Raw genomic sequence first — 19835 nt, forward strand, 5'->3', positions numbered from 1 at the left:
TTCAGGTGTCAATCTGACCAACTTAGCCACTACACTAGCTCCATACTCACTGCCTGAATCGAGGTCTGCATGATTGCCCTCTCTCTGGCCGGGATCGCCCTGGTCTCCGTGCTGGCCCAATGGCTTGCCTGGTCGCTGCGGGTACCCGCCATCCTGTTTCTGCTGCTCACCGGCCTGACTCTGGGCCCGGTCAGCGGCCTGCTCGACCCCGATGCCCTGCTCGGGGATCTGCTGTTCCCGCTGGTCTCCCTGTCGGTGGCCATCATCCTGTTCGAGGGGGCGCTGACCCTCCATCTGGCCGAGCTCAAGGGGATCGGCAAGGTGGTGCGCAATCTCTGCTCCACCGGCATGCTGGTCAGTTTCGCCGTCATCGGCAGCGCCGGTTACTTCCTGCTGGGGCTGGACTGGCGGGTCGCCACCATGCTCGGCGCGGTACTGGTGGTAACGGGCCCGACGGTGATCGCCCCCATGCTCAACGTGATCCGCCCCACCCGGGAGGTAGACCGCATCCTGCGCTGGGAGGGGATCGTCATCGACCCCATCGGCGCCCTGTTTGCGGTGCTGGTGTTCGAGGCGGTACGCCTCGGCAGTCAGGGGGATCTCATCAGCCATACCCTGCTGGCACTGGGCAAGACAGTGCTGGTCGGTTCCCTGATCGGGGTGGCGGCAGGCTGGCTCACCACCCTGCTCATTCGCAAGGACTGGCTACCGGTCAGCCTGCACAAATTCGGCGTGCTGGCGCTGGTGCTGGTCACCTTCAGCCTTTCCAACTGGCTGAGCCACGAGTCCGGCCTGCTGGCGGTGACCGTGTTCGGCATCTGGCTCGCCAATCAGGAGGGGCTGGATCTGGAAGAGGTGCTGGCGTTCAAGGAAGATCTCGCGGTCATCCTTATATCCAGCCTGTTTATCCTGCTGGCGGCCCGCCTCGATCTGGCCCAGCTCTGGCAACTCGGCCCCATGGTGCTGGCGCTGCTCTGCGTGGTGCAATTCGTGGCGCGTCCGCTCTGTATTCTGGTCTCGACCTGGGGCTCGGATCTCTCCTGGCGGGCTCGCGCCCTGCTGAGCTGGATCGCCCCGCGTGGCATAGTCGCGGCGGCGGTCAGCGCCTCGTTCGCCATCAGCCTGCATCAGGCCGAGATCCCCGATGCCGACAAGCTGGTGCCGCTGGTATTTGCGGTGATCATCTCCACCGTGGTGTTGCAGAGCCTCACCTCGGCACCGCTGGCCATCCTGCTCAAGATGCGCCAGAGCGCCCCCAACACCTGGCTCATCATAGGGGCCAACTCGGTGGCGCGGGCTATCGGCAAGGCGCTGGCGGATCAGGGGGTGCCGGTACAGCTCTGCGATCCCGCCTGGGAGTTCTGCAAACAGGCGCGGATGAGCAACCTCCCCTGCTACTTCGGCAACCCCCAGTCGGAACATGCCGATCTGCACCTGCCGCTCACCAGCATCAGTACCGTGCTGGCGCTCTCCCCCAACCGCCACAACAACGCGCTCGGGGTGCTGCACTTCGCCCACCTCTACGGCAAGGAGCAGGTCTACTCCCTGCGCTCCAGCGAGCAGCACGGCAAAGCCAACCGGGAGAGCGCCACCTTTCGCGCTCGCCAGAACCTGTTCGGCCCCGACATCAACTATGCCCGGCTGAGCGGCCTGCTGAGCCGGGGTGGCCAGATCAAGGCGACCCGCCTGAGCGAGGCGTTCGACTGGGCCCAGTATCAGACCGCCAATCCCGGCGCCATCCCGCTGTTCATCATGGATGGCAAGGGCAAGCCCCAGATCGTTACCGGCCCCGTCACCCCGCAGGCGGGTGAGCTGCTGATCGCCCTGCAGCCGCCCAGAGAGCAGGGCGCCGAATGAACGAAGCCAACCATAATCCGCTGATCGCCCCTCTGCTGGTGCTATTGCAACAGGCGGCGGGCAGCTACAAGGTGCATGAACTGATGGCGGCTCTGCGCCAGCAGGGGGCGATCCCCCGGCTGGCTGACGATGAGCAACTGCAGCTGTTTCGGGTCAACTTCCTGATCATGAACGCCCTCTACCAGTTGCAGGCCGAGCTTTATGAAGAGGGATGGTGGCTGGTGATCAGCACCCTGGATATCCGGCTCGAACCGCTGGCCGAGAACCTACAAACCAACCACGGCTTTGCCCTTGGCGAAAATCTGCGTAGCTACTATCTAGACTGGCAGGTGTTCTGGCAGACCGACCGTGCCGAAGTTGAAACCCTGCTCAACCGCTTCTGGCGCGCTTATGACGGTGAGGGGCACAAAGCCGAGGCGCTGGCCCTGTTCGAGTTGAATGAAGGGGCTAGTCAGGAGGCGATCCGCCGCCGCTGGCGGGAGCTGGCGCTGCAGCACCATCCGGATCGGGGCGGCAATGCCGAAACCTTTATCCGCATCCGCTGGGCCTGGCAGTGCCTGCGGGGATAAGCCCGTTGCCGCACCACTGTTGCCGCATATAAAGGGCAGGCATAGACTGGGAGTGGATATTCCCCAAAGGAGCGCATCATGACAGTCAGTGAACTTCGTAAGCTCTATCAGCAACAGATCCTGCAAGAAGCCGAAATTCTCCACGACGTTGCCATCCCCGGCTGGCTTATCGAATTCAGAGGCAAGGATGGTGCCCTCTACGAGCTGACCGACACCCTCGGCTGCCCGGTCAGTTTCGGCACCGTCGATCAGGCCCGCGAACATGTGCATCTGGTGGCCGACTGCCCGATGCAGGTGGAGCACCTCTACCGCTTCTTCGAACGCTAGATCAACACCCGCCACACAGCAAAAAGGCTCCCGAGGAGCCTTTTTCTTATTCCGGTTACTTGCTATTCCGGTTGCAGTGGTTCTGCCACCTTGCCCTCCAGCTTCCTGACCGGCTTTTGCAGGATCAGGTTGGCCGGATAGGTGACCAGATCACCGTTGTCATCCCGTACCCGCACGTAGAACAGGCCAATCTCGGTGATGACGCCGGTGACCGAGTCGTCCTTGTCGAGGATGCGGATCCGGTCGCCAATCTTGTAGGGAAAGGCGAAGAAGATGGTGATGCTGGCGGTGATGTTGGAGAGGATCGACCACTGCGCCACCATGGCGACCCCCAGTACCGCAAAGAAAGATGACGCGAGCACCACCAGTCGGGAGAAGTCGAGCCCCCATACCCCGGCCAGCACCAGCAAGGTGGCGCAGCCGAGCAGGAAGTGGAACACGTGGGCCACGTAGAGCACCCGGTTTTCGCTCACCTGCCGGCTCTGGCCGAGTGCCAGCAGACTCTTGTGAATAAGCCGCCGGATCAGGGTGTGCCCCAGCAACAGCAGCAGGGTCAGGCCAATGGATTGCCACATGGGTTATGCCTCCCTACCACCAGCGCCGATGCTTGAGCCAGATGGCCAGCCCGCTGGCCAGCGCCACCAGGGATCCGCAGAAGACCCAGAAGGCGGTCGGGCTCTCGGCCCCCGGAATCCCCCCCAGGTTGATGCCAAACAGACCGGTCAGGAAGCTGGCGGGCAAAAACAGCAGCGCCATCACCGACATCTGGTAGGCGCGGCGGTTGGTCGCCTCCGCCATCAGATTGTTGATCTCGTCCGCCAGCACGGCGGTGCGGGCCACCCCGGCATCGAGGTCATCGAGCCAGCGCCGCAACCGGTCGGCGATATCGAGCAGACGACGGCGGTCATCCTCATCCAGCCAGCTGATCTTCTCGTTGGCGAGGCGCGCCACCAGATCCCGCTGGGGGGAGAGGTAGCGGCGGATCATGATGAGCTGCTTGCGGATCAGCGCCAACCGGCCATTGGCGGGCAGGTCGCGCATCAGCACCATCTCCTCCAGATCGAGGATCTTGTCGTGCAGTTCCTCGACAAACTCCCCCGCCCGATCGGTCAGGGCATCGCAGATCTCCACCAGCCAGTCGGCCGGGGTATCGGCGCCGCCCCCCAGCTTGAGCTGGTTGAACACATCCTGCTCGGAGAGCAGCGGGCGACGACGGCTGCTGATGATGAGATCCGGGGTGATGAAGATGCGCAGCGCCACCATCTCTTCGGGCCTGTGGTCCTTGTTGTGGTTGATGCCACGCAGGATCAGCAGCACCGTCTCCCCCATCCGTACCAGCTTGGGACGATTGCTCTGGCCGAGCAGCGACTCCTTGGCCGCCTCACCCAGTAGCGGGGTTTGCAGCAACCAGCGCGCCGAATCGGGATGGCCGTAATCCAGATGCAGCCAGCCGGGGCGCTCCCCCGGGATCTCGCTTCCCGCCGTCAGCGGCGCCATGCCACCCTTGCCATCCAGGGTCAGGGCATAAATCACTTCACCGGGCACCCGATCCATCTCGTCTCCTTCTCGTTGCATGTGCTGGCCCCAGCTTACACGAAAGGTGAGGCAGACTCAGCCCCGCACCGGCAAGGGGAGGCTTGTGTTAAGATGCCCGCTCTCGTTTTCTCTCCGCTTTCACTACAGGAAACCATGCCATGCCCATCTGGGTTGATGCCGATGCCTGCCCCATTCCGGTCAAGGAGATCCTCTACCGCGCCGCCCACCGCGCTCAGGTCGTCACCACCCTGGTGGCCAATCAGGGATTGCGGGTGCCCCCCTCCCCCTTCATCAAAACCCAGCAGGTAGATAAGGGTTTCGATGTGGCAGATCATGTCATCGCCCAGCAGGTTCAGCCCGGCGATCTGGTGATCACCGGCGATATTCCCCTCGCCTCCTGGGTGATCGATGCCGGTGGCGAGGCGCTCAATCCCCGCGGCGAGATTTACACCCGCGAGACCATCAAGGCGCGGCTCGGCATGCGCAACTTTATGGAAGAGCTGCGCTCGGCCGGAGTGCAGACCGGCGGCCCGGCCCCCTTCAATGCCGCCGACAAACAGCGCTTCGCCAACGCCCTCGACAAGTGGCTGGTCAAAGGCAAGCTGTAAAGAGACCCTAAAGGCGCCCTGTTTGGGCGCTTTTTCGCCGTAACATCCTGATTTTTAAAATAACTGCTGACCACAACCATCAGGCTGGTAAGATGCGCCGCCATCTTGTCCACGCCGTAATCATCATGACCGCCCAAGGGCACCTGCTCTTCTCCGTTACCTGCACCCTGATCGCCCACAAACTGCAGCTCACTCCGGCGCTGGCCGATGCCAGCCTGTGGCAGACTATCCCTGCCGCGCTGGCCAGCGCCCTGTTGCCCGACCTCGACCACCCCAAATCGGTGCTGGGGCAGCGACTGCCGTGGATCTCGAAACCCCTGTCGCGGCTGTTCGGCCATCGCGGCTTCACCCACAGCCTGCTGGCGGTCGCCGCCGCTGTCTGGGGGCTCAACCAGAGCCTGCCGTCGGGCACCCTGCCCGTGGGGGTCAAGGATGCCCTGATCGTCGGCTACCTCAGCCATCTGCTGGGGGATTGGCTCACCCCGGCGGGCATTCCGCTCTTTTGGCCCATCAAGCGCCGCTTCCGGCTACCGGGCTGGCCGCTGCGCAGTGGTGGCGCCCTCGAAACCGGCTTTTGTACCCTCACCCTGCTGGTTGGAGCTGGCTGGTGGTGCGGCTGGCGGCTGTAAGCCAGAAACAAAAAAGCCCCTGACAAAGTCAGGGGCCCAAGCAGTGGCGCGAACCACTAGAGGATCAGATCATGATGCCTGCGATAACAGCAGAGAGCAGGCTGACCAGGGTAGAGCCGTAGACCAGCTTCAGACCGAAGCGGGAAACCATGTTGCCCTTCTCTTCGTTCAACGCTTTTACCGCACCGGCGATGATGCCGATAGAGCTGAAGTTGGCGAAAGAGACCATGAAGATGGAGAGGATGCCGACGGTGCGCGGAGAGAGCTCGGCAGCCACCTTGCCCAGATCCATCATCGCCACAAACTCGTTGGTCACCAGCTTGGTCGCCATGATGGAGCCCGCTTGCAGCGCTTCACCACTCGGGATCCCCAGGATCCAGGCGATCGGGTAGAAGAGGTAGCCCATGACGAACTGGAAGTTCACGCCAAATGCCATCTCGAACAGGTAGTTGACCAGGGCAATCAGGGCGATGAAGCCGACCAGCATGGCACCCACGATAACGGCAACGGTGAAACCGGCCATGATGTACTCGCCCAGCATCTCGAAGAAGTTCTCTTTCTTCGGCGTATGGTGCTCGTCACCTTCGGCAATGGCCTTGATGTCGGTCACGGAGTTATCCGGCTCGTACGGGTTGATCAGAGAGAGCACGATGAAGGTGCTGAACATGTTGAGCACCAGCGCGGCAACCACGTAGCGCGGCTCGATCAGCTGCATGTAGGCACCGACAATGGACATGGAGACGGTAGACATCGCCGTCGCCGCCAGGGTGTACATCTGCTTCTCGTTCAGGTGCGGCAGGATGTTCTTGAGGGCGATGAAGTTCTCGGATTGACCGACGATCATCGAGCTGATGGCGTTGAAAGACTCCAGCTTGCCCATGCCGTTGATCTTGGCCAGCACGGTACCGATACCGCGGATCACCAGCGGCAGCAGGCGGATGTACTGCAGAATACCGATCAGCACGGAGATGAAGACGATGGGCATCAGCACCATCAGGAAGAAGGAGAAGGCCCCTTCGTTAACCAGGCCACCGAACACGAAGTCGGTACCCTGTTTGGCAAACTCCATCAACTTGGTGAAGCCGGCAGCGAAGCCCCCCACCACCGCCAGACCCACTTCGGAGTTCAGCATGAACCAGGCCAGCGCCAGTTCGACCACCAGCAGTTGGCCGATATAACGCAGTTTTATCTGTTTCCAGTTGTGGCGGTTGGCCAGCAAAGCAAGAGCGAGGACCATCACCAGTCCGAGCACAAAGTGAACGTATTCCATACCTGTAGCACCTGAGTGAATTGTAATTTTTGACCGGCGCCATCATAGACATTTGCACATTTAAAAATCAGATAGCCATCACAATCCCGCCCAATAATATGCATGCAGGATAATACAAACGTTTTTAAATTAATTACGCAATGAACTGATATTAATCGCGCAACATTGAAAATATAAATTCCTTTAAAAACATCATATTGAGTAAGGTTGGCGCCGTTTTTATGTTCTTTGAAAATATTTCATCAGCATTTTCGCAACATTCCCTATGGCGCAATAACTACTCGTGGAATATTTTCCAGTCATTATATTAAAACACTGAAAATAGAAAACGTTTATCCGCGATAAATAATTAGATGTGTGTTTGAAAAATAGTCCTTATTGGATTGTCAGTGATTGCCCGCGATCGGTTTGGCAACAAATGAACCCGGCATGCATCCTCGTGGCCAACCGTTCAAAAATCCGCCACATCCGGTGCCACATTCTGGTATGATGCGCGGCCTTAGCGCTCGCGCATCCCCGTTTTCTCCGAAATAGAGTCCTTTTGTGAACAACAGCGAATTTAGCAGCCTCAATCTCTCCCCCGCCCTGCAAGAGAACCTCACCAGCCTGGGTTACCTGCAGATGACCCCGATCCAGGCCCAGAGCCTGCCCCTGGTACTCGAAGGCAAAGACCTGATCGCCAAGGCAAAAACCGGTAGCGGCAAGACCGCTGCTTTCGCCCTCGGCCTGCTCTCCCGCCTCAACGTCAACCGTGTCGACGTACAGGCGCTGGTACTCTGTCCGACCCGCGAACTGGCGGATCAGGTGGCCCAGGAGATCCGTCGTCTGGCGCGCGCCCTGCCCAACGTCAAGCTGGTGACCCTGTGCGGCGGCACCCCGACTGCACCGCAATCCGCCACCCTGAGCTTTGGCGCCCACATCGCCGTCGGCACCCCGGGCCGCATTCTCAAGCATCTGGAGCAGGGCACGCTGGAGCTCTCGAGCCTGGAAACGCTGGTGCTGGACGAAGCAGATCGCATGCTGGACATGGGCTTTGGCGAAGACATCAATCGCGTCATCAGCTATGCCCCCGAGCGCCGTCAGACCCTGCTCTTCTCCGCCACCTATCCGGAAGGGATCGCCCAGATGAGCCGCGGCGTGCAGCGCAATCCGGTCGAGGTGAGCGTGGAGTCCCTGCACGAGGGGAGCGCCATCGAACAGAAGCTCTATGAAGTCCCCTTTGGTCAGCGCCTCGATGCCCTCACCTGGCTGCTGAGCCACTACCAGCCCAGCTCCTGCGTGGTGTTCTGCAACACCAAGCGCGCCTGTAACGACGTGGCCGACCATCTGGCCGCCAAGGGCTTCTCGGCGCTGGCGCTGAACGGCGATCTGGAACAGCGCGAGCGGGATCAGGTGCTGGTGCGCTTTGCCAACGGCAGCGCCACCATTCTGGTGGCCACCGATGTGGCGGCCCGTGGTCTCGACATCAAGGAGCTGGGCGCCGTCATCAACTACGAGCTGACCTATGATCCGGAAGTGCACGTGCATCGCATCGGCCGTACCGGTCGTGCCGGCCAGCAGGGTCTGGCTCTGAGCCTCTATCAGCCGAACGAGGCCCAGCGCGTCAACTTTATCGAAGAGTACCAGCAGGCCCCGATGCCGCTGGGTGATCTCGACAGCATCGGCCGCGACATCAAGCCGATCGCGCCGCAGATGGTGACCCTCTCCATCGATGCAGGCCGCAAGACCAAGGTGCGGGCCGGTGACATTCTGGGTGCCCTGACCGGTGAAGGCGGCATTGCCGGCGCCGACGTCGGCAAGATCCAGATCTCCGAACAGTACTCCTACGTCGCGGTGAAGCGCAGCGTGGCGAGCGCCGCCCTCAAGCGGTTGCAGGAAGGCAAGATCAAGGGTCGCAGCTACCGCGCCCGCAAACTGGGCTAAGGTTTTTTGCAAGCCGTTAGCCAGACCACAGGCGCCTGACAGGCGCCTGTTTCATATCTCCGATGCCGCCATGCGGCAAGACAGGCACCATGACCCAAGCAATCCAAACCGATGTGAGCTGCCAGAACTGCGAAGCCTGCTGCTGCCGCCTCGAAGTGATGCTCTTTACCGATACCGGCGTGCCGGACCGTTATGTACTGGAACGGGAAGGCGAGATACCGGTCATGCGCCGGCTGGACGATGGTTGGTGCGCCGCCCTCGACCGCAACACCATGATGTGCCGTATCTACGAGGTGCGGCCGCTGATCTGCCGTGAATTCGAAATGGGTGAACCCGACTGCGTTGACGAACGGGACAAGTGGTTTATCAAGCTGGAGTGAAGCCCGCCCAAGCGGTGGGCGGGGTCGTCAAGCGCTCGCAGGTTCACAGGGAGCTGTGTTGAGCTGCTCCCCCAGCCACTGGATGGCCTCTGCCTCCTGCTCGAAGTAACGTACCGTCCGAAAGGGTAATCCCTTGAAGATGTTATCCGCCAGATAGCGCTTGAAGCCCCCTACGAAAACCACCGCCAGAAACTGACAGCCACTCTCGGCACACCAGCCAAACTGGCGACGAAAACGGGCCAGCACCTCGGGCCCGGCCGCTTCAAACTCGGTCGCGACCTCGACAATCCCCCAGGGGCCATCCATCAGACCGGCCAGTTCGTGACGAAAGCGCGCCTCATAGGCCATGGCACCTGCCAGATTGAAGGGGCCACTCGGGCGGCAGATCAGCATCTGGCCCCTGCGCTCCATGTCAAATTGCCCATGTGGCTGCATGACTGCTCCCATTCCGTTACCACCACCATCGCCTGCAAATTGTTACCACAAGGTAATAATTTATAAGGAAAAGTCCAGCAGCAAACAGGCTTTTCCCAAAGCGTGGTCATCCTATCCAGCAAACCGTCGGCACCTCATGTTACCGACATCCCGCACTGAATCGATATCAAGATGTGCGATTGCAGTTAACGAAACGTTACTGCTATTATCCGCGCCGCCACAAACATTCCACCCACCGAAAGGTTTGGCACCTCAACAAGGATGTGCAATGAAAAACAGGGACTCGAGTCATTACCAACGGATCTGGCGCTGGCACTTCTACGCCGGTCTCTTTGTCGCCCCTTTCCTGATCCTGCTGTCACTGACCGGGATCGTCTATCTGTTCAAACCCCAGCTCGACAACCTGATGTACCCAGAGCTGATGAAGGTCGCCCCCGCCAGCCAGACCCTGAGTGCCGACCAGCTGCTGGCCAAGGCGATAATGACCATGCCCGATGCCAGCCTGCGTAAGTACCTGCCGCCTGCCGCTCCCGACCTGAGCGCTCAGTTCATCGTCAATCGGGGTGAACAGGAACTGACCCTGTTTATGGATCCCGCCAGCGGCGCCCTGCTCGGCACCATGGACAACAAGTGGAATCTGCAAGCGGTGGCTCGCTCCCTGCACGCCGACCTGCTGCTCGGCACCACGGGGGATCGGCTGATCGAGCTGGCTGCAGGCTGGGGGCTGGTGTTGCTGCTAAGCGGCCTCTACCTCTGGTGGCCACGCAAGGGGCCCGGGGTGGGCGGCATCCTCTGGCCCAGAGTGAGCCAGCGCGGACGTCTCTGGTGGCGGGATCTGCACGCTGTGGTCGGCTTCTGGGGCGCAGGTTTCCTGCTGCTATTGCTGTTGAGCGGCATGACCTGGACCGGCTTCTGGGGCGATCAGTTTGCTGCGGTCTGGAACCGCTTCCCGGCCGCCATGTGGAACGAGGTGCCCAAATCGGCACCGCTGGCCCGCAGCCTGAATCAGGCCCATGAGCAGACCGTCCCCTGGGCGGTGGAGAACACCCCCATGCCCAGCTCGCAGCCGGTCGATGAGGGGCACGATCACGGCGCCATGAACCACGGCGAGCACGAGGGAGTGGTGATGGCCAGCCAGCGCATTGCGCTGCAACAGGTGATCGAGATCGCCCATGAGCGGGGAATCCAACCGGGTTACAGCATCACCCCGCCGGTCGGCGCCACCGGCGTCTACACCATCGCCCTGTTTGCCGACGATCCGCGCAACGACGCCACCCTGCATATCGATCAATACAGCGGCAAGGTGCTGGCCGATGTGCGCTGGCAGGATTACGGCCCGGTCGCCAAGACGGTAGAGAGTGGCGTCATGCTGCACATGGGCAAGCTCTACGGCTGGCCCCATCAGCTCGCCATGCTGCTTATCTGCCTGATGGTGCTGGCCAGCGCCGTGAGTGGTCTGTGGATCTGGTGGTGCCGCCGTCCGCAGGGCCGTCTCGCCGCACCGCCACTGCCCGCCAAACTCCCGCCGATGCGAGGTGCCATCACCCTGCTTATCCTGCTGGGGATCGCCTTCCCGCTGGTGGGCGCCTCCATGGTCGCCATCTGGCTGCTGGATACTCTGCTATTCTCCCGCCGTACGCTCAAAGTGGCTCGAGCCAGCTAGTCAATAACATCATTAACCAACAGAGAGGGCTCCCGCTTGGGAGCCCTCTCTGTTTCATGGCGGCCGACTATCACTCCTGCTCGACCAACAAGAGAATTTTCTTGGCCTTCTCAAAGTGATCGAGCTTGTGGGTCTGGATCCACCAGGTCGCCGCCTCCATCAACAAATCGGGATCGTCATTGCGATTGGCAAAAAAAGCATAAAAGGAGAGCCCGACCGTCTCCCCCTTCTGGGTGATTTTCTGCTGGCATACCTGAATGATTTTCTGTTTGAGTGATGCACGCATGGCAGTCTTCCTGTCTGACTGATTCAGTACCAACGCGTCGCATCGGCACACAAAAAGGGCTCCCGCCTCGGGAGCCCGTTTCACATAACAACAAGCCGGTCGCTCATCAGGAGATCGCCAACCCGATGGAGAGCAGCAGGCTGAACAGAAAGGCGCTGATGGCAGTCTTCTTGAGGGAACCGGTCAGCACCTCGCCATCGTAGCTTTCGCGAAGGGTGCGGGCCGCATCGCTGAGAGGCTTCATGGCGGGCAGGAAGATCCACGGCCAGAAACTGGCGGGCTGGATCAGGATAAAGGCAATAGTTGCCAGCAGCGCCGCCCCCAGCAACACCCAGTGATAGGCGATGGCGCGGTTGCGGCCAAGGCGAACCGCCAGAGTGATCTTACCGCTGGCGGCGTCGGTCTCGATATCGCGCACATTGTTGATATTGAGCACGGCGGTGGCCAGCAGGCCACAGGCGGTGGCGGGCAGCAGCAGATCCCACTCCAGACTCTTGGTGAAGAGGTAGTAGGAGCCGAGCACCCCCAGCAGACCGAAGAAGAGGAACACCGAGATATCGCCAAACCCGCGATAGCCGTAAGGGGTCTTGCCGACGGTGTAGGTCACCGCCGCGACAATGGCCGCGCCACCCAGCACCACAAATGCCAAAATCTGCAGCCACTGGCCACCAAAGGCACAGCCCAGCAGCAGCAGGCCACTGGCCACCGCCGCCAGCGCAGTCAGCCCCATCGCCACGCACATCTGCTTTTTGGTGATAAGACCGGAGACCACCGCCCGCTGCGGGCCGATCCGCTCACCGTTGTCGGCGCCGGAGACCGCATCGCCGTAATCGTTGGCCAGATTGGAGAGGATCTGCAGCAAGATGGCGGTCAACAGGGAGAGCGCCATGATGGTGCCATCGAAGGCACCACGACTGGCAGCCAGCCCCGAGCCCAGCAGGATGGAAGAGCAGGCGAGCGGCAGTGTTCGCAAACGCGCCGCCAGCAACCAAACAGAGAAGGTATTTGTCATTTTGTGATGGCCAAACAATCGGATATTGATCGTGTTAAGGGTTATCGAACCGGATTTGGGTATACTTGGCCCCGGAGAGTGAAGCTCCCGCGGGCGATTTACATGGACGAATGGGCAGATAATATATAGGAAATCATCGCCCTTTGGCATAAACCTACGGCATCCAGCTACCGGATCGCTCGTTACTACCCGGCTCAGAAAAGAATCCATGTTGGCTCAGACCCATATCAAGCAACAACTGGACGCCCTGCGTCACAGCAACGTCAGCGGCTTCGTACGGTTGCGAGTGGCGATCGAAATCCGCTCCTTTCTGGGCTGGCTCGCGGCGCAAACCCTCTATCCCCGCATCTACTGGCAGGCCCGTGGAGAGGCTCGTCCCGAGTATGTCGCGCTGGGCGCCATCCATGAACTGACCGAACCGCACGCCATCAAGCAGGTGTGCACTAACACAGCCAACCAGCATCATGACGACAGCCCTCGCTACTATGGCGGGCTGGCGTTCGATCCGGCCCAGTCCGGCTGGCAAGGGTTTGGCCCCTGCCGTTTCGTGCTGCCCCGCATCGAGCTGGTGCGCCGTGGCGAGTGCGTCAGTCTCTGCCTCAACCTCTGGCTGGATGAAAACAATCTCGAGGCCGAACTGCAGGCGGCAGAAGCCGCCCTCGATGCCCTGCGCCCGGAGTCCCCGCTACCTGCCCTGCAAAAGCAGCCCTGGCAGCGACAGGATTGCCCCGGCCCCGCCCAGTGGCAGACGCTGGTGGAGCGCGTCACAGCCCCCGATTTTCAGGCCCACACCCCCAAGGTGGTGCTATCGCGGGAGAGCGTGCTGACCAGTCCGAACCATGATGCGGATATCAATCCCTGGGCCATGCTCGACCAGTGGGCCCGCCACGCTCAGGACTGCTTCCACTTCGGTTTTCAATTCTCCCCCGAGCAGGCCTTTATCGCCTGCTCCCCCGAGCGGCTCTACCGCCGGGAAGATCGCCACCTCTTTACCGAGGCACTGGCGGGCACCATCCGCCGCTCCGGCGATGAAGAGGTGGATGCCCAACTGGCCGCCGAACTGCTGGCCGACAGCAAGAACCGGCTGGAAAACCGACTGGTACACGCCGACATCCTGAGCCGTCTGGCACCACTGACCCACGATGCCACCCTGACCGAGCCGCGCATTCTCAAACTGCGGCTGCTGCAACACCTCAAGTGCGATATCGAAGCCGAGCTCAAGCCCGGGGTCTGCGACTGGCAGTTGCTCAACGCCCTCCACCCGACGCCGGCGGTGGGCGGCGCTCCGCGCGAGGCAGCGCTCGCCTTTATCCGCGAGTTCGAACCCTACGATCGGGGCTGGTACGCCGGAGCCTGCGGCATGCTGAGTCGGGAGACGTCCGAGTTCTCGGTCGCCATTCGCAGCGCCCGCATTCAGCCGGGCAGCGTCACCCTGTTTGCCGGTGCCGGCATTGTCGCCGGTTCCGAGCCTGTCGCCGAGTGGGCCGAGCTCGACAACAAGATCGCCAATGTGCTCTCCCTGCTGGGATAGTCATTCACCCTTTTCACGCTACGAGAGCCCCTATGCCCACCCGTAAAGAGCCTGCCAGCGAAGAGTTTGCCTGCCCCCCGTTTTCGAACCAGCACGCCACCTTCAACCACGTCTGGTCCTCCCTCTTGCTGGAGGAGCTCTTTCGCCTCGGGGTGCGCGACATCGCGCTGGCCCCCGGCTCCCGCTCTGCGCCGCTGACCATGGCGGCCGCGGCCCATCAAGGCTTTCGTCGTCACCTGCACTTTGACGAGCGCGGCCTCGGCTTTATGGCGCTCGGGCTGGCCAAGGGGAGCAACCGGCCGGTGGCGGTGATCATGACCTCGGGCACCGCGGTAGCCAACCTCTGGCCCGCCGTGGCAGAGGCCCAGCTCACCGGCGTGCCGCTGATTATTCTCTCCGCCGATCGCCCTCACGAGCTTATCGACAACGGCGCCAATCAGGCGATCGACCAGCAGGGGATCTTCGGCCGCTACCCCGTCTATCAGCAGAACCTGCCGAGCCCCACCCCGAACATTCCGGCGGCGTTTGTGCTGAGTTCGGTGGACCAAGCCTTGGCCAAGCAGGTGCTCACCCCCGGGGTGGTGCACTTCAACTGCATGTACCCCGAGCCCCTCTACCCGGGCGAGCACTATCAGGATTTCTCCGACTATCTGGCCCCCCTCGGTGACTGGCTCAACTCGCAGACACCCTGGAGTCCGTGGCAACAGAGCGAACCGACTTGCCCTCCTCAGGCGGAGTGGGAAACCTTTCGACAACAGCGCGGCATCGTTGTGGCTGGTCGCATTACCGACCCGAAGCAGGCACAGACCGCCGCTGCGCTGGCGGAGCAACTCGGCTGGCCGCTGCTGGCGGACCTGCAGAGCCAGATCCGCTTCGATAGTCGCAACCTCATCCACATGGATCTGGCGCTCAACGACCCTGAATTCGTCGCCGAGCTGGGCCGCGCCGAGGTGCTGCTGCAATTTGGCGCGCGGCTTGTCTCCAAGCGGCTTGGCCAGTTCATCAAACACCATTCATGGCAGGATTACTGGCTGGTGGATCCGCAACCGGCGCGGCTCGATCCCGACTACCGGCTGCGCAACCGGCTGCTCTGCAGCGCCAGCGCCTTTGCGGCGAGCCATCCGGTCACCACACAAGCCTCGTGGCACACATTGGCCGAGCTGCAACATAACGTCAGCCAGCAGATCGCCGCTGCCTGCGAGCACTTCTCCGAGCTCGGGGTCTGCCATCGCCTCAATTCCCTTATCGAAGGACAGCTGTTTGTCGGCAACAGCATGCCAGCCCGACTGATGGATATGCTCGGCGAAACGGGCAAGGGGCCGAGCCGGGTGATGACCAACCGTGGCGCCTCCGGCATCGATGGCCTCATCGCCACCGCCTACGGGTTTGCCCAATCGATAGAGCCGGGCAGTGATGAGCCCACCACCCTGCTGCTTGGGGATCTCAGCGCCCTGCACGATCTCAACAGCCTCGCCCTGCTCAGCAAGGCGAGCCGACCGCTGGTGGTGATCCTGCTCAACAACGATGGCGGCAGCATCTTTCGTATGTTGCCGGTGCCCACCGAAGGGGAGCTGCTGGAGAGCTACTACCGGCTGCCCCACGGCCTCAGCTTTGAACATGCTGCCGCCATGTTTGGCCTCGCCTATCGGGCGCCGACCACCCTGCCCGAGTTCGAACGCGATTACCGCGCCGCCCTCCAACATGGCGTTACCTTGATCGAGATCCGGGTACCGAGCGAGCAGGTAGCCGATGATCTCAAGGCGCTGGGGGCTGCTATCCGTGGCAAATAAAGATGCCAATGTGCCGCTGGTGTTGCTGCACGGCCTGCTGGGGGATCGCGGCGACTGGCAACCGGTGATCGACCGGCTGCCCGCCATCCGCTGCATCGCCCTCGATCTGCCGGGTCACGGCCAGTATCGCGATCTCAACGTCAGCGACTTTGAGCAGAACCACCAGTGGCTGGTAGCCGAGCTGGCAAGCCGCAACATTGAACGCTACCTGCTGGTCGGTTACTCGCTGGGCGGACGACTGGCCCTCTATCACGCCAGCCGCGAGCCCGCCGGGCTGCGGGGGCTGTTGCTGGAGAACTGCCACCCGGGGTTACCGGCCAGTGAACGGGCCGCCCGCATCCAGCACGATGAACAGTGGGCGCGGCGCTTCGAGCAGGAGCCCCTGGCTGACGTGCTGGCAGACTGGTACCGGCAAGGGGTGTTTGCCGATCTTGACGATGCGGCCCGGGCCCGCCAGATCGCCCGCCGCCTTGGCAACGACGGTCAGGGCATCGCCACCATGCTGCGCGCCACCTCGCTAGGCAAGCAGCCGGATCTCGCCCCCTGGCTCATGGCGAGCCAGCTGCCGGTTACTTATGTGAGTGGCAAGCGGGATCACAAATTCCATCAGCTGGCTTGCCAGCTGGCGAACCAGGATCGCAGAATCAACCACTTGGTGCTGGATGGCGGCCATAATCTGCACGCCCATCAGCCTGATAACTTTGCCCGACTCCTCGCGGAGTGGGTCAACCAACAAGAAGAGACGAGTCATGATTGAAGCAATGACGGAAGCTGAACTGTATGCACCTGTTGAATGGCAAGATTGCTCCGCCGGTTACGAGGACATCCTCTATCACAAGTCCAACGATGGCATTGCCAAGATCACCATCAACCGTCCCCAGGTGCGCAACGCCTTCCGCCCCCGCACCGTCAAAGAGATGCTGCAAGCGCTGGCCGATGCCCGTTATGACGATCAGATCGGCACCATCATCCTGACCGGTTTTGGCGAGAAAGCCTTCTGCGCCGGTGGCGACCAGAAGATCCGTGGCGACTACGGTGGATACCGTGATGACGAGGGGACTCACCACCTCAACGTGCTCGACTTCCAGCGCGACATCCGCACCTGCCCGAAACCTGTGGTTGCCATGGTGGCCGGTTACGCAGTCGGTGGCGGCCACGTGCTGCACATGATGTGTGACCTGACCATCGCCGCCGACAACGCCCAGTTTGGCCAGACCGGCCCGAAAGTCGGCTCCTTCGATGGCGGTTGGGGTGCTTCCTACATGGCTCGCATCGTCGGCCAGAAGAAAGCCCGCGAAATCTGGTTCCTCTGCCGCATGTACGATGCCCGGCAAGCCCTCGACATGGGTCTGGTCAACACCGTCGTGCCGCTGGCGGAACTGGAGCGTGAAACCGTGCGTTGGTGCCGCGAAATGCTGCAAAACAGCCCGATGGCGCTGCGCTGCCTGAAAGCCGCCCTCAACGCTGACTGTGATGGTCAGGCGGGCTTGCAGGAGCTGGCGGGCAATGCCACCATGCTGTTCTACATGACCGAAGAGGGTCAGGAAGGCCGCAACGCCTTCAACGAAAAGCGTCGCCCCGACTTCTCCAAATACAAGCGGAACCCCTGATGACACTAGCCCTGTATCGCTATCAACTGCCTTTTACCCAGCCACTGACCTTTCACGGCAAGGTGGAGGTGGCGCGAGAGGGGCTGTTGGTGCGCATCAACGACGGCTGGGGGGAAATCGCCCCCCTGCCCGGCTTCTCGAAAGAGAGCCTGCAACAGGCAGAGGCAGAAGCCCTTGCCACGCTGGCGGCCCTGGCCGCCGGTGACACCCCGAACCCCGTGCTGCCGTCGGTGCAATTTGGCCTCGACTGCGCGCGCCGGACTTGGCCCGAACAGCGCAACCCGCTGCCGGAGCCCTATCCCCTCATTCAAGGCTCCCCCCAGGAGCTGCTGCGCAACTGGAAAGAGTGGCTGCACCGCACGCCCGGCAAGGCCAAGCTGAAGGTGGCGCGCTACCCGATGCGTGACGAGTTGGCGCTGATCCGCCTGCTGTGCGACCGCCTCCCCTCCCTCAAGCTGGTGCTGGATGCAAACCAGGGCTGGACTCGCGAGGAGGCATGGACCTTCTGCGGCCATCTCGACCCGAATCGCATCGAGTATCTGGAAGACCCCTGCGCCGACTTTGCCGACATCGCCTTTGTCGCCAACCGCACCGGCATGCCGGTGGCGCTGGACGAGCTGCTGGCACAAGGCAAGCCGTGGGAGCCGATCCCGCAACTGCGCGCGCTGGTGCTCAAGCCTACCCTGCTCGGTTCACTCGCCAACTGCGAAGCGCTGATCGCCCGCGCCCGCGAACTGCGGCTCAAGGTGATCATCTCCTCCTGCTTCGAATCGGATCTGGGCCTGAACCAGCTCTTTCATCTGGCGAGCGAATGGGCTCCCGAACAGGCGCCGGGTCTGGATACCCGCCGCTGGATGGCGGGCAATCTGCTGGGGGAGGATGGCAAACCGGATCTTAGCCGACTGGAGCAACTGTATTACCGTGATTGAACCCTCCCGTTCACCCGAACAGACGCCTTGCCCGGTACGCCACCGGGCAATCACAGCCCCGAACCGCATTGCCATCCACGCAGTCTCCCCCCTCAGTTACCGCCAACTCGATGCCCGCCTCAACAGCCTGTGCCAACAGCTGGAACAAGCCGGAGTGCGTCGTGGCGATCATCTGGTAGCGGTGGTGCGCGGTGCGCTGGAAGATGTGCTGCTGGCATGGGCCTGCGTGCGCAGCGGCGTGGTGTTCTGCCCGCTCAACCCCGCCTTTCCTCTCGAAAAGCAGCGCGAGCTGGCGGTACAACTCGATGCCGACGCCTTCTGGTCGGCAGGGGAGATCCCGGCAGGCAACTGGCAGCCCTTGCAGCTCGACTTCACGCGCGAACTGCCGGCAAGAGAGGAAGCGTGGCCGCTGGAATCGACCCAGCTCAACAACATGATCCTCACCTCCGGCTCCAGCGGCACGCCGAAAGCGGTGGTGCACCGGCTCTGCAACCACCTGGCCTCGGCACGCGGCTCTGCCAGCCTCATTCCCCTCGATGAGGACTGCGGCTGGCTGCTCTCCCTGCCACTGTTCCATGTGGGCGGCTACGCCATCCAGTTTCGGGTCTTTCTGGCGGGCGCCACGCTGGTGCTGGATCAACGTGAACGGCCCCTCAAGGAGCGGCTGGAGTGCCAGCCCATCACTCACCTCTCGCTGGTGCCAACCCAGCTCTGGCGTCTGCTGGCAGAGGGTTTTGCTCCCGCCCGTACCCGCCTGCGCGAGTTGCTGCTCGGTGGCGCCGCCATCCCGCAACCGCTGGTGAAGCGCCTCTGCGCCATGGGGCTCGAACCCAAGGTGAGTTATGGTCTCTCCGAGATGGGCAGTCAGGTCTGTACCGCTATCCCCGGCGATGCAGGCGTAGTTGGCAAACCGCTACCGGGTCGGGAAGTGTGCATCAGGGAGCAGGAGATCTGCTTGCGCGGCGCCACCCTGTTTGCCGGTTACTACCGGGCTGGCGAGCTGGATCGCCCCCTCGATGACGAGGGCTGGTTTCATACTCGCGACAAGGGGAGATTCACTGCGGAAGGGGAACTGCTGGTAGAGGGGCGGCTCGATAACCTCTTTATCTCGGGCGGGGAGAATATCCAGCCAGAAACCATAGAGCAGCGACTGGTAGATCATCCCGCTGTCGCTCAGGCGCTGGTGGTGCCGGTACCGAGCGACGAGTGGGGGCAACGCCCCGCCGCCTTTATCGACTGGCACGGCGAGCCGGTTCCCGACTCCGAACTGGCTGCCTGGATCCGTGCCACCCTGCCCGGCTTTATGGTGCCCGACCACTGGCTCCCCTGGCCCGATCTTGGCGGCAATCTCAAGCCCTCTCGCCAACTGCTGGGCAAGGTAGCCCGACAACAAACCACTCGGGCACAACAAGCTGAATGAGATCGGACTCACAATTTCCCGATCTGCTCTGAAAACAGAAAAAGAAACATGTGAGTCCTC

Annotated in this window: 20 protein-coding genes; 14 read left to right on the plus strand and 6 right to left on the minus strand. The window is 61.9% G+C overall.

The features are described 5' to 3' along the window. Window positions 1–69: 69 nt before the first annotated feature. The 3 genes from OKC31_RS07000 (at window position 70) to OKC31_RS07010 (ending at window position 2753) form a co-directional block, all read left to right on the plus strand. Window positions 70–1857 carry a cation:proton antiporter gene (locus OKC31_RS07000; RefSeq protein WP_270656569.1) on the plus strand — a complete coding sequence of 596 codons (1788 nt, stop codon included), beginning with the start codon at window positions 70–72 and terminating at the stop codon, window positions 1855–1857. After that, window positions 1854–2426 (plus strand): DNA-J related domain-containing protein, encoded by a 573-nt coding sequence (locus OKC31_RS07005; RefSeq protein ID WP_270656570.1) that lies wholly within the window; start codon window positions 1854–1856, stop codon window positions 2424–2426. The genes OKC31_RS07000 and OKC31_RS07005 overlap by 4 nt, the downstream gene beginning before the upstream one ends. Window positions 2427–2504: 78 nt before the next feature. Then, window positions 2505–2753 (plus strand): hypothetical protein, encoded by a 249-nt coding sequence (locus OKC31_RS07010; RefSeq protein WP_042057543.1) that lies wholly within the window; start codon window positions 2505–2507, stop codon window positions 2751–2753. A 62-nt stretch (window positions 2754–2815) separates the two neighbouring features. Here OKC31_RS07010 and OKC31_RS07015 read toward each other — a convergent pair whose 3' ends face one another. Together OKC31_RS07015 and zntB are read right to left on the minus strand one after the other, a co-directional pair. Then, entirely contained in the window at window positions 2816–3328 is a 513-nt protein-coding gene (locus OKC31_RS07015) for a mechanosensitive ion channel domain-containing protein (protein WP_005354921.1), read from the minus strand. A gap of 13 nt (window positions 3329–3341) precedes the next feature. Continuing rightward, complete coding sequence (gene zntB / locus OKC31_RS07020) at window positions 3342–4307, minus strand: zinc transporter ZntB (RefSeq protein ID WP_182939794.1); 966 nt, start codon at window positions 4305–4307, stop codon at window positions 3342–3344. Window positions 4308–4447: 140 nt separating this feature from the next. Here zntB and OKC31_RS07025 point away from each other — a divergent pair, with 140 nt between their 5' ends. Both OKC31_RS07025 and OKC31_RS07030 read left to right on the plus strand, forming a co-directional pair. Continuing rightward, complete coding sequence (locus OKC31_RS07025; protein WP_042656600.1) at window positions 4448–4897, plus strand: YaiI/YqxD family protein; 450 nt, start codon at window positions 4448–4450, stop codon at window positions 4895–4897. A gap of 125 nt (window positions 4898–5022) precedes the next feature. After that, window positions 5023–5526: a metal-dependent hydrolase gene (locus OKC31_RS07030; RefSeq protein WP_270656587.1), complete on the plus strand. Its 504-nt coding sequence runs from the start codon at window positions 5023–5025 to the stop codon at window positions 5524–5526. Between the two features lie 64 nt (window positions 5527–5590). On the opposite strand, the gene OKC31_RS07035 is transcribed toward OKC31_RS07030, so the two are convergent. After that, complete coding sequence (locus tag OKC31_RS07035) at window positions 5591–6796, minus strand: NupC/NupG family nucleoside CNT transporter (protein WP_058053158.1); 1206 nt, start codon at window positions 6794–6796, stop codon at window positions 5591–5593. 543 nt (window positions 6797–7339) lie between these two features. Here OKC31_RS07035 and dbpA point away from each other — a divergent pair. Then, window positions 7340–8719: an ATP-dependent RNA helicase DbpA gene (dbpA, locus tag OKC31_RS07040; RefSeq protein ID WP_042057548.1), complete on the plus strand. Its 1380-nt coding sequence runs from the start codon at window positions 7340–7342 to the stop codon at window positions 8717–8719. 89 nt (window positions 8720–8808) lie between these two features. Further along, window positions 8809–9099: a YkgJ family cysteine cluster protein gene (locus OKC31_RS07045; protein ID WP_058059358.1), complete on the plus strand. Its 291-nt coding sequence runs from the start codon at window positions 8809–8811 to the stop codon at window positions 9097–9099. A 27-nt stretch (window positions 9100–9126) separates the two neighbouring features. Here OKC31_RS07045 and OKC31_RS07050 read toward each other — a convergent pair whose 3' ends face one another. After that, window positions 9127–9534 carry a hypothetical protein gene (locus OKC31_RS07050; RefSeq protein WP_270656571.1) on the minus strand — a complete coding sequence of 136 codons (408 nt, stop codon included), beginning with the start codon at window positions 9532–9534 and terminating at the stop codon, window positions 9127–9129. A 268-nt stretch (window positions 9535–9802) separates the two neighbouring features. On the opposite strand from OKC31_RS07050, the gene OKC31_RS07055 reads away from it, so the two are divergent. Continuing rightward, window positions 9803–11197 carry a PepSY-associated TM helix domain-containing protein gene (locus OKC31_RS07055; protein WP_270656572.1) on the plus strand — a complete coding sequence of 465 codons (1395 nt, stop codon included), beginning with the start codon at window positions 9803–9805 and terminating at the stop codon, window positions 11195–11197. Between the two features lie 70 nt (window positions 11198–11267). On the opposite strand, the gene OKC31_RS07060 is transcribed toward OKC31_RS07055, so the two are convergent. Then, complete coding sequence (locus tag OKC31_RS07060) at window positions 11268–11483, minus strand: DUF6500 family protein (RefSeq protein ID WP_110303617.1); 216 nt, start codon at window positions 11481–11483, stop codon at window positions 11268–11270. A 106-nt stretch (window positions 11484–11589) separates the two neighbouring features. Beyond that, a complete protein-coding gene (locus OKC31_RS07065) occupies window positions 11590–12495 on the minus strand; it encodes a 1,4-dihydroxy-2-naphthoate polyprenyltransferase (protein ID WP_270656573.1) in 906 nt (301 codons plus the stop codon). A 208-nt stretch (window positions 12496–12703) separates the two neighbouring features. On the opposite strand from OKC31_RS07065, the gene OKC31_RS07070 reads away from it, so the two are divergent. The 6 genes from OKC31_RS07070 to menE are packed head-to-tail and all read left to right on the plus strand — an operon-like array spanning window position 12704 to window position 19775. Then, window positions 12704–14026 (plus strand): isochorismate synthase, encoded by a 1323-nt coding sequence (locus OKC31_RS07070; RefSeq protein WP_247823526.1) that lies wholly within the window; start codon window positions 12704–12706, stop codon window positions 14024–14026. 32 nt (window positions 14027–14058) lie between these two features. After that, entirely contained in the window at window positions 14059–15816 is a 1758-nt protein-coding gene (gene menD / locus OKC31_RS07075) for a 2-succinyl-5-enolpyruvyl-6-hydroxy-3-cyclohexene-1-carboxylic-acid synthase (protein ID WP_247823527.1), read from the plus strand. Further along, a complete protein-coding gene (menH, locus tag OKC31_RS07080) occupies window positions 15776–16573 on the plus strand; it encodes a 2-succinyl-6-hydroxy-2,4-cyclohexadiene-1-carboxylate synthase (protein ID WP_270656574.1) in 798 nt (265 codons plus the stop codon). Before menD ends, menH begins: the two co-directional genes overlap by 41 nt. Further along, window positions 16566–17426 (plus strand): 1,4-dihydroxy-2-naphthoyl-CoA synthase, encoded by an 861-nt coding sequence (gene menB, locus OKC31_RS07085; protein ID WP_005363149.1) that lies wholly within the window; start codon window positions 16566–16568, stop codon window positions 17424–17426. The genes menH and menB overlap by 8 nt, the downstream gene beginning before the upstream one ends. Next, a complete protein-coding gene (menC, locus tag OKC31_RS07090; protein ID WP_075116016.1) occupies window positions 17426–18355 on the plus strand; it encodes an o-succinylbenzoate synthase in 930 nt (309 codons plus the stop codon). Before menB ends, menC begins: the two co-directional genes overlap by 1 nt. Next, on the plus strand, window positions 18348–19775 hold the full coding sequence (gene menE, locus OKC31_RS07095; RefSeq protein ID WP_270656589.1) for an o-succinylbenzoate--CoA ligase: 1428 nt from the start codon (window positions 18348–18350) through the stop codon (window positions 19773–19775). The genes menC and menE overlap by 8 nt, the downstream gene beginning before the upstream one ends. Window positions 19776–19835: the final 60 nt, after the last annotated feature.

Source organism: Aeromonas sp. Y293-4, from assembly GCF_027705905.1.
In the GTDB taxonomy this organism is placed as follows: Bacteria; Pseudomonadota; Gammaproteobacteria; order Enterobacterales; family Aeromonadaceae; genus Aeromonas; species Aeromonas veronii.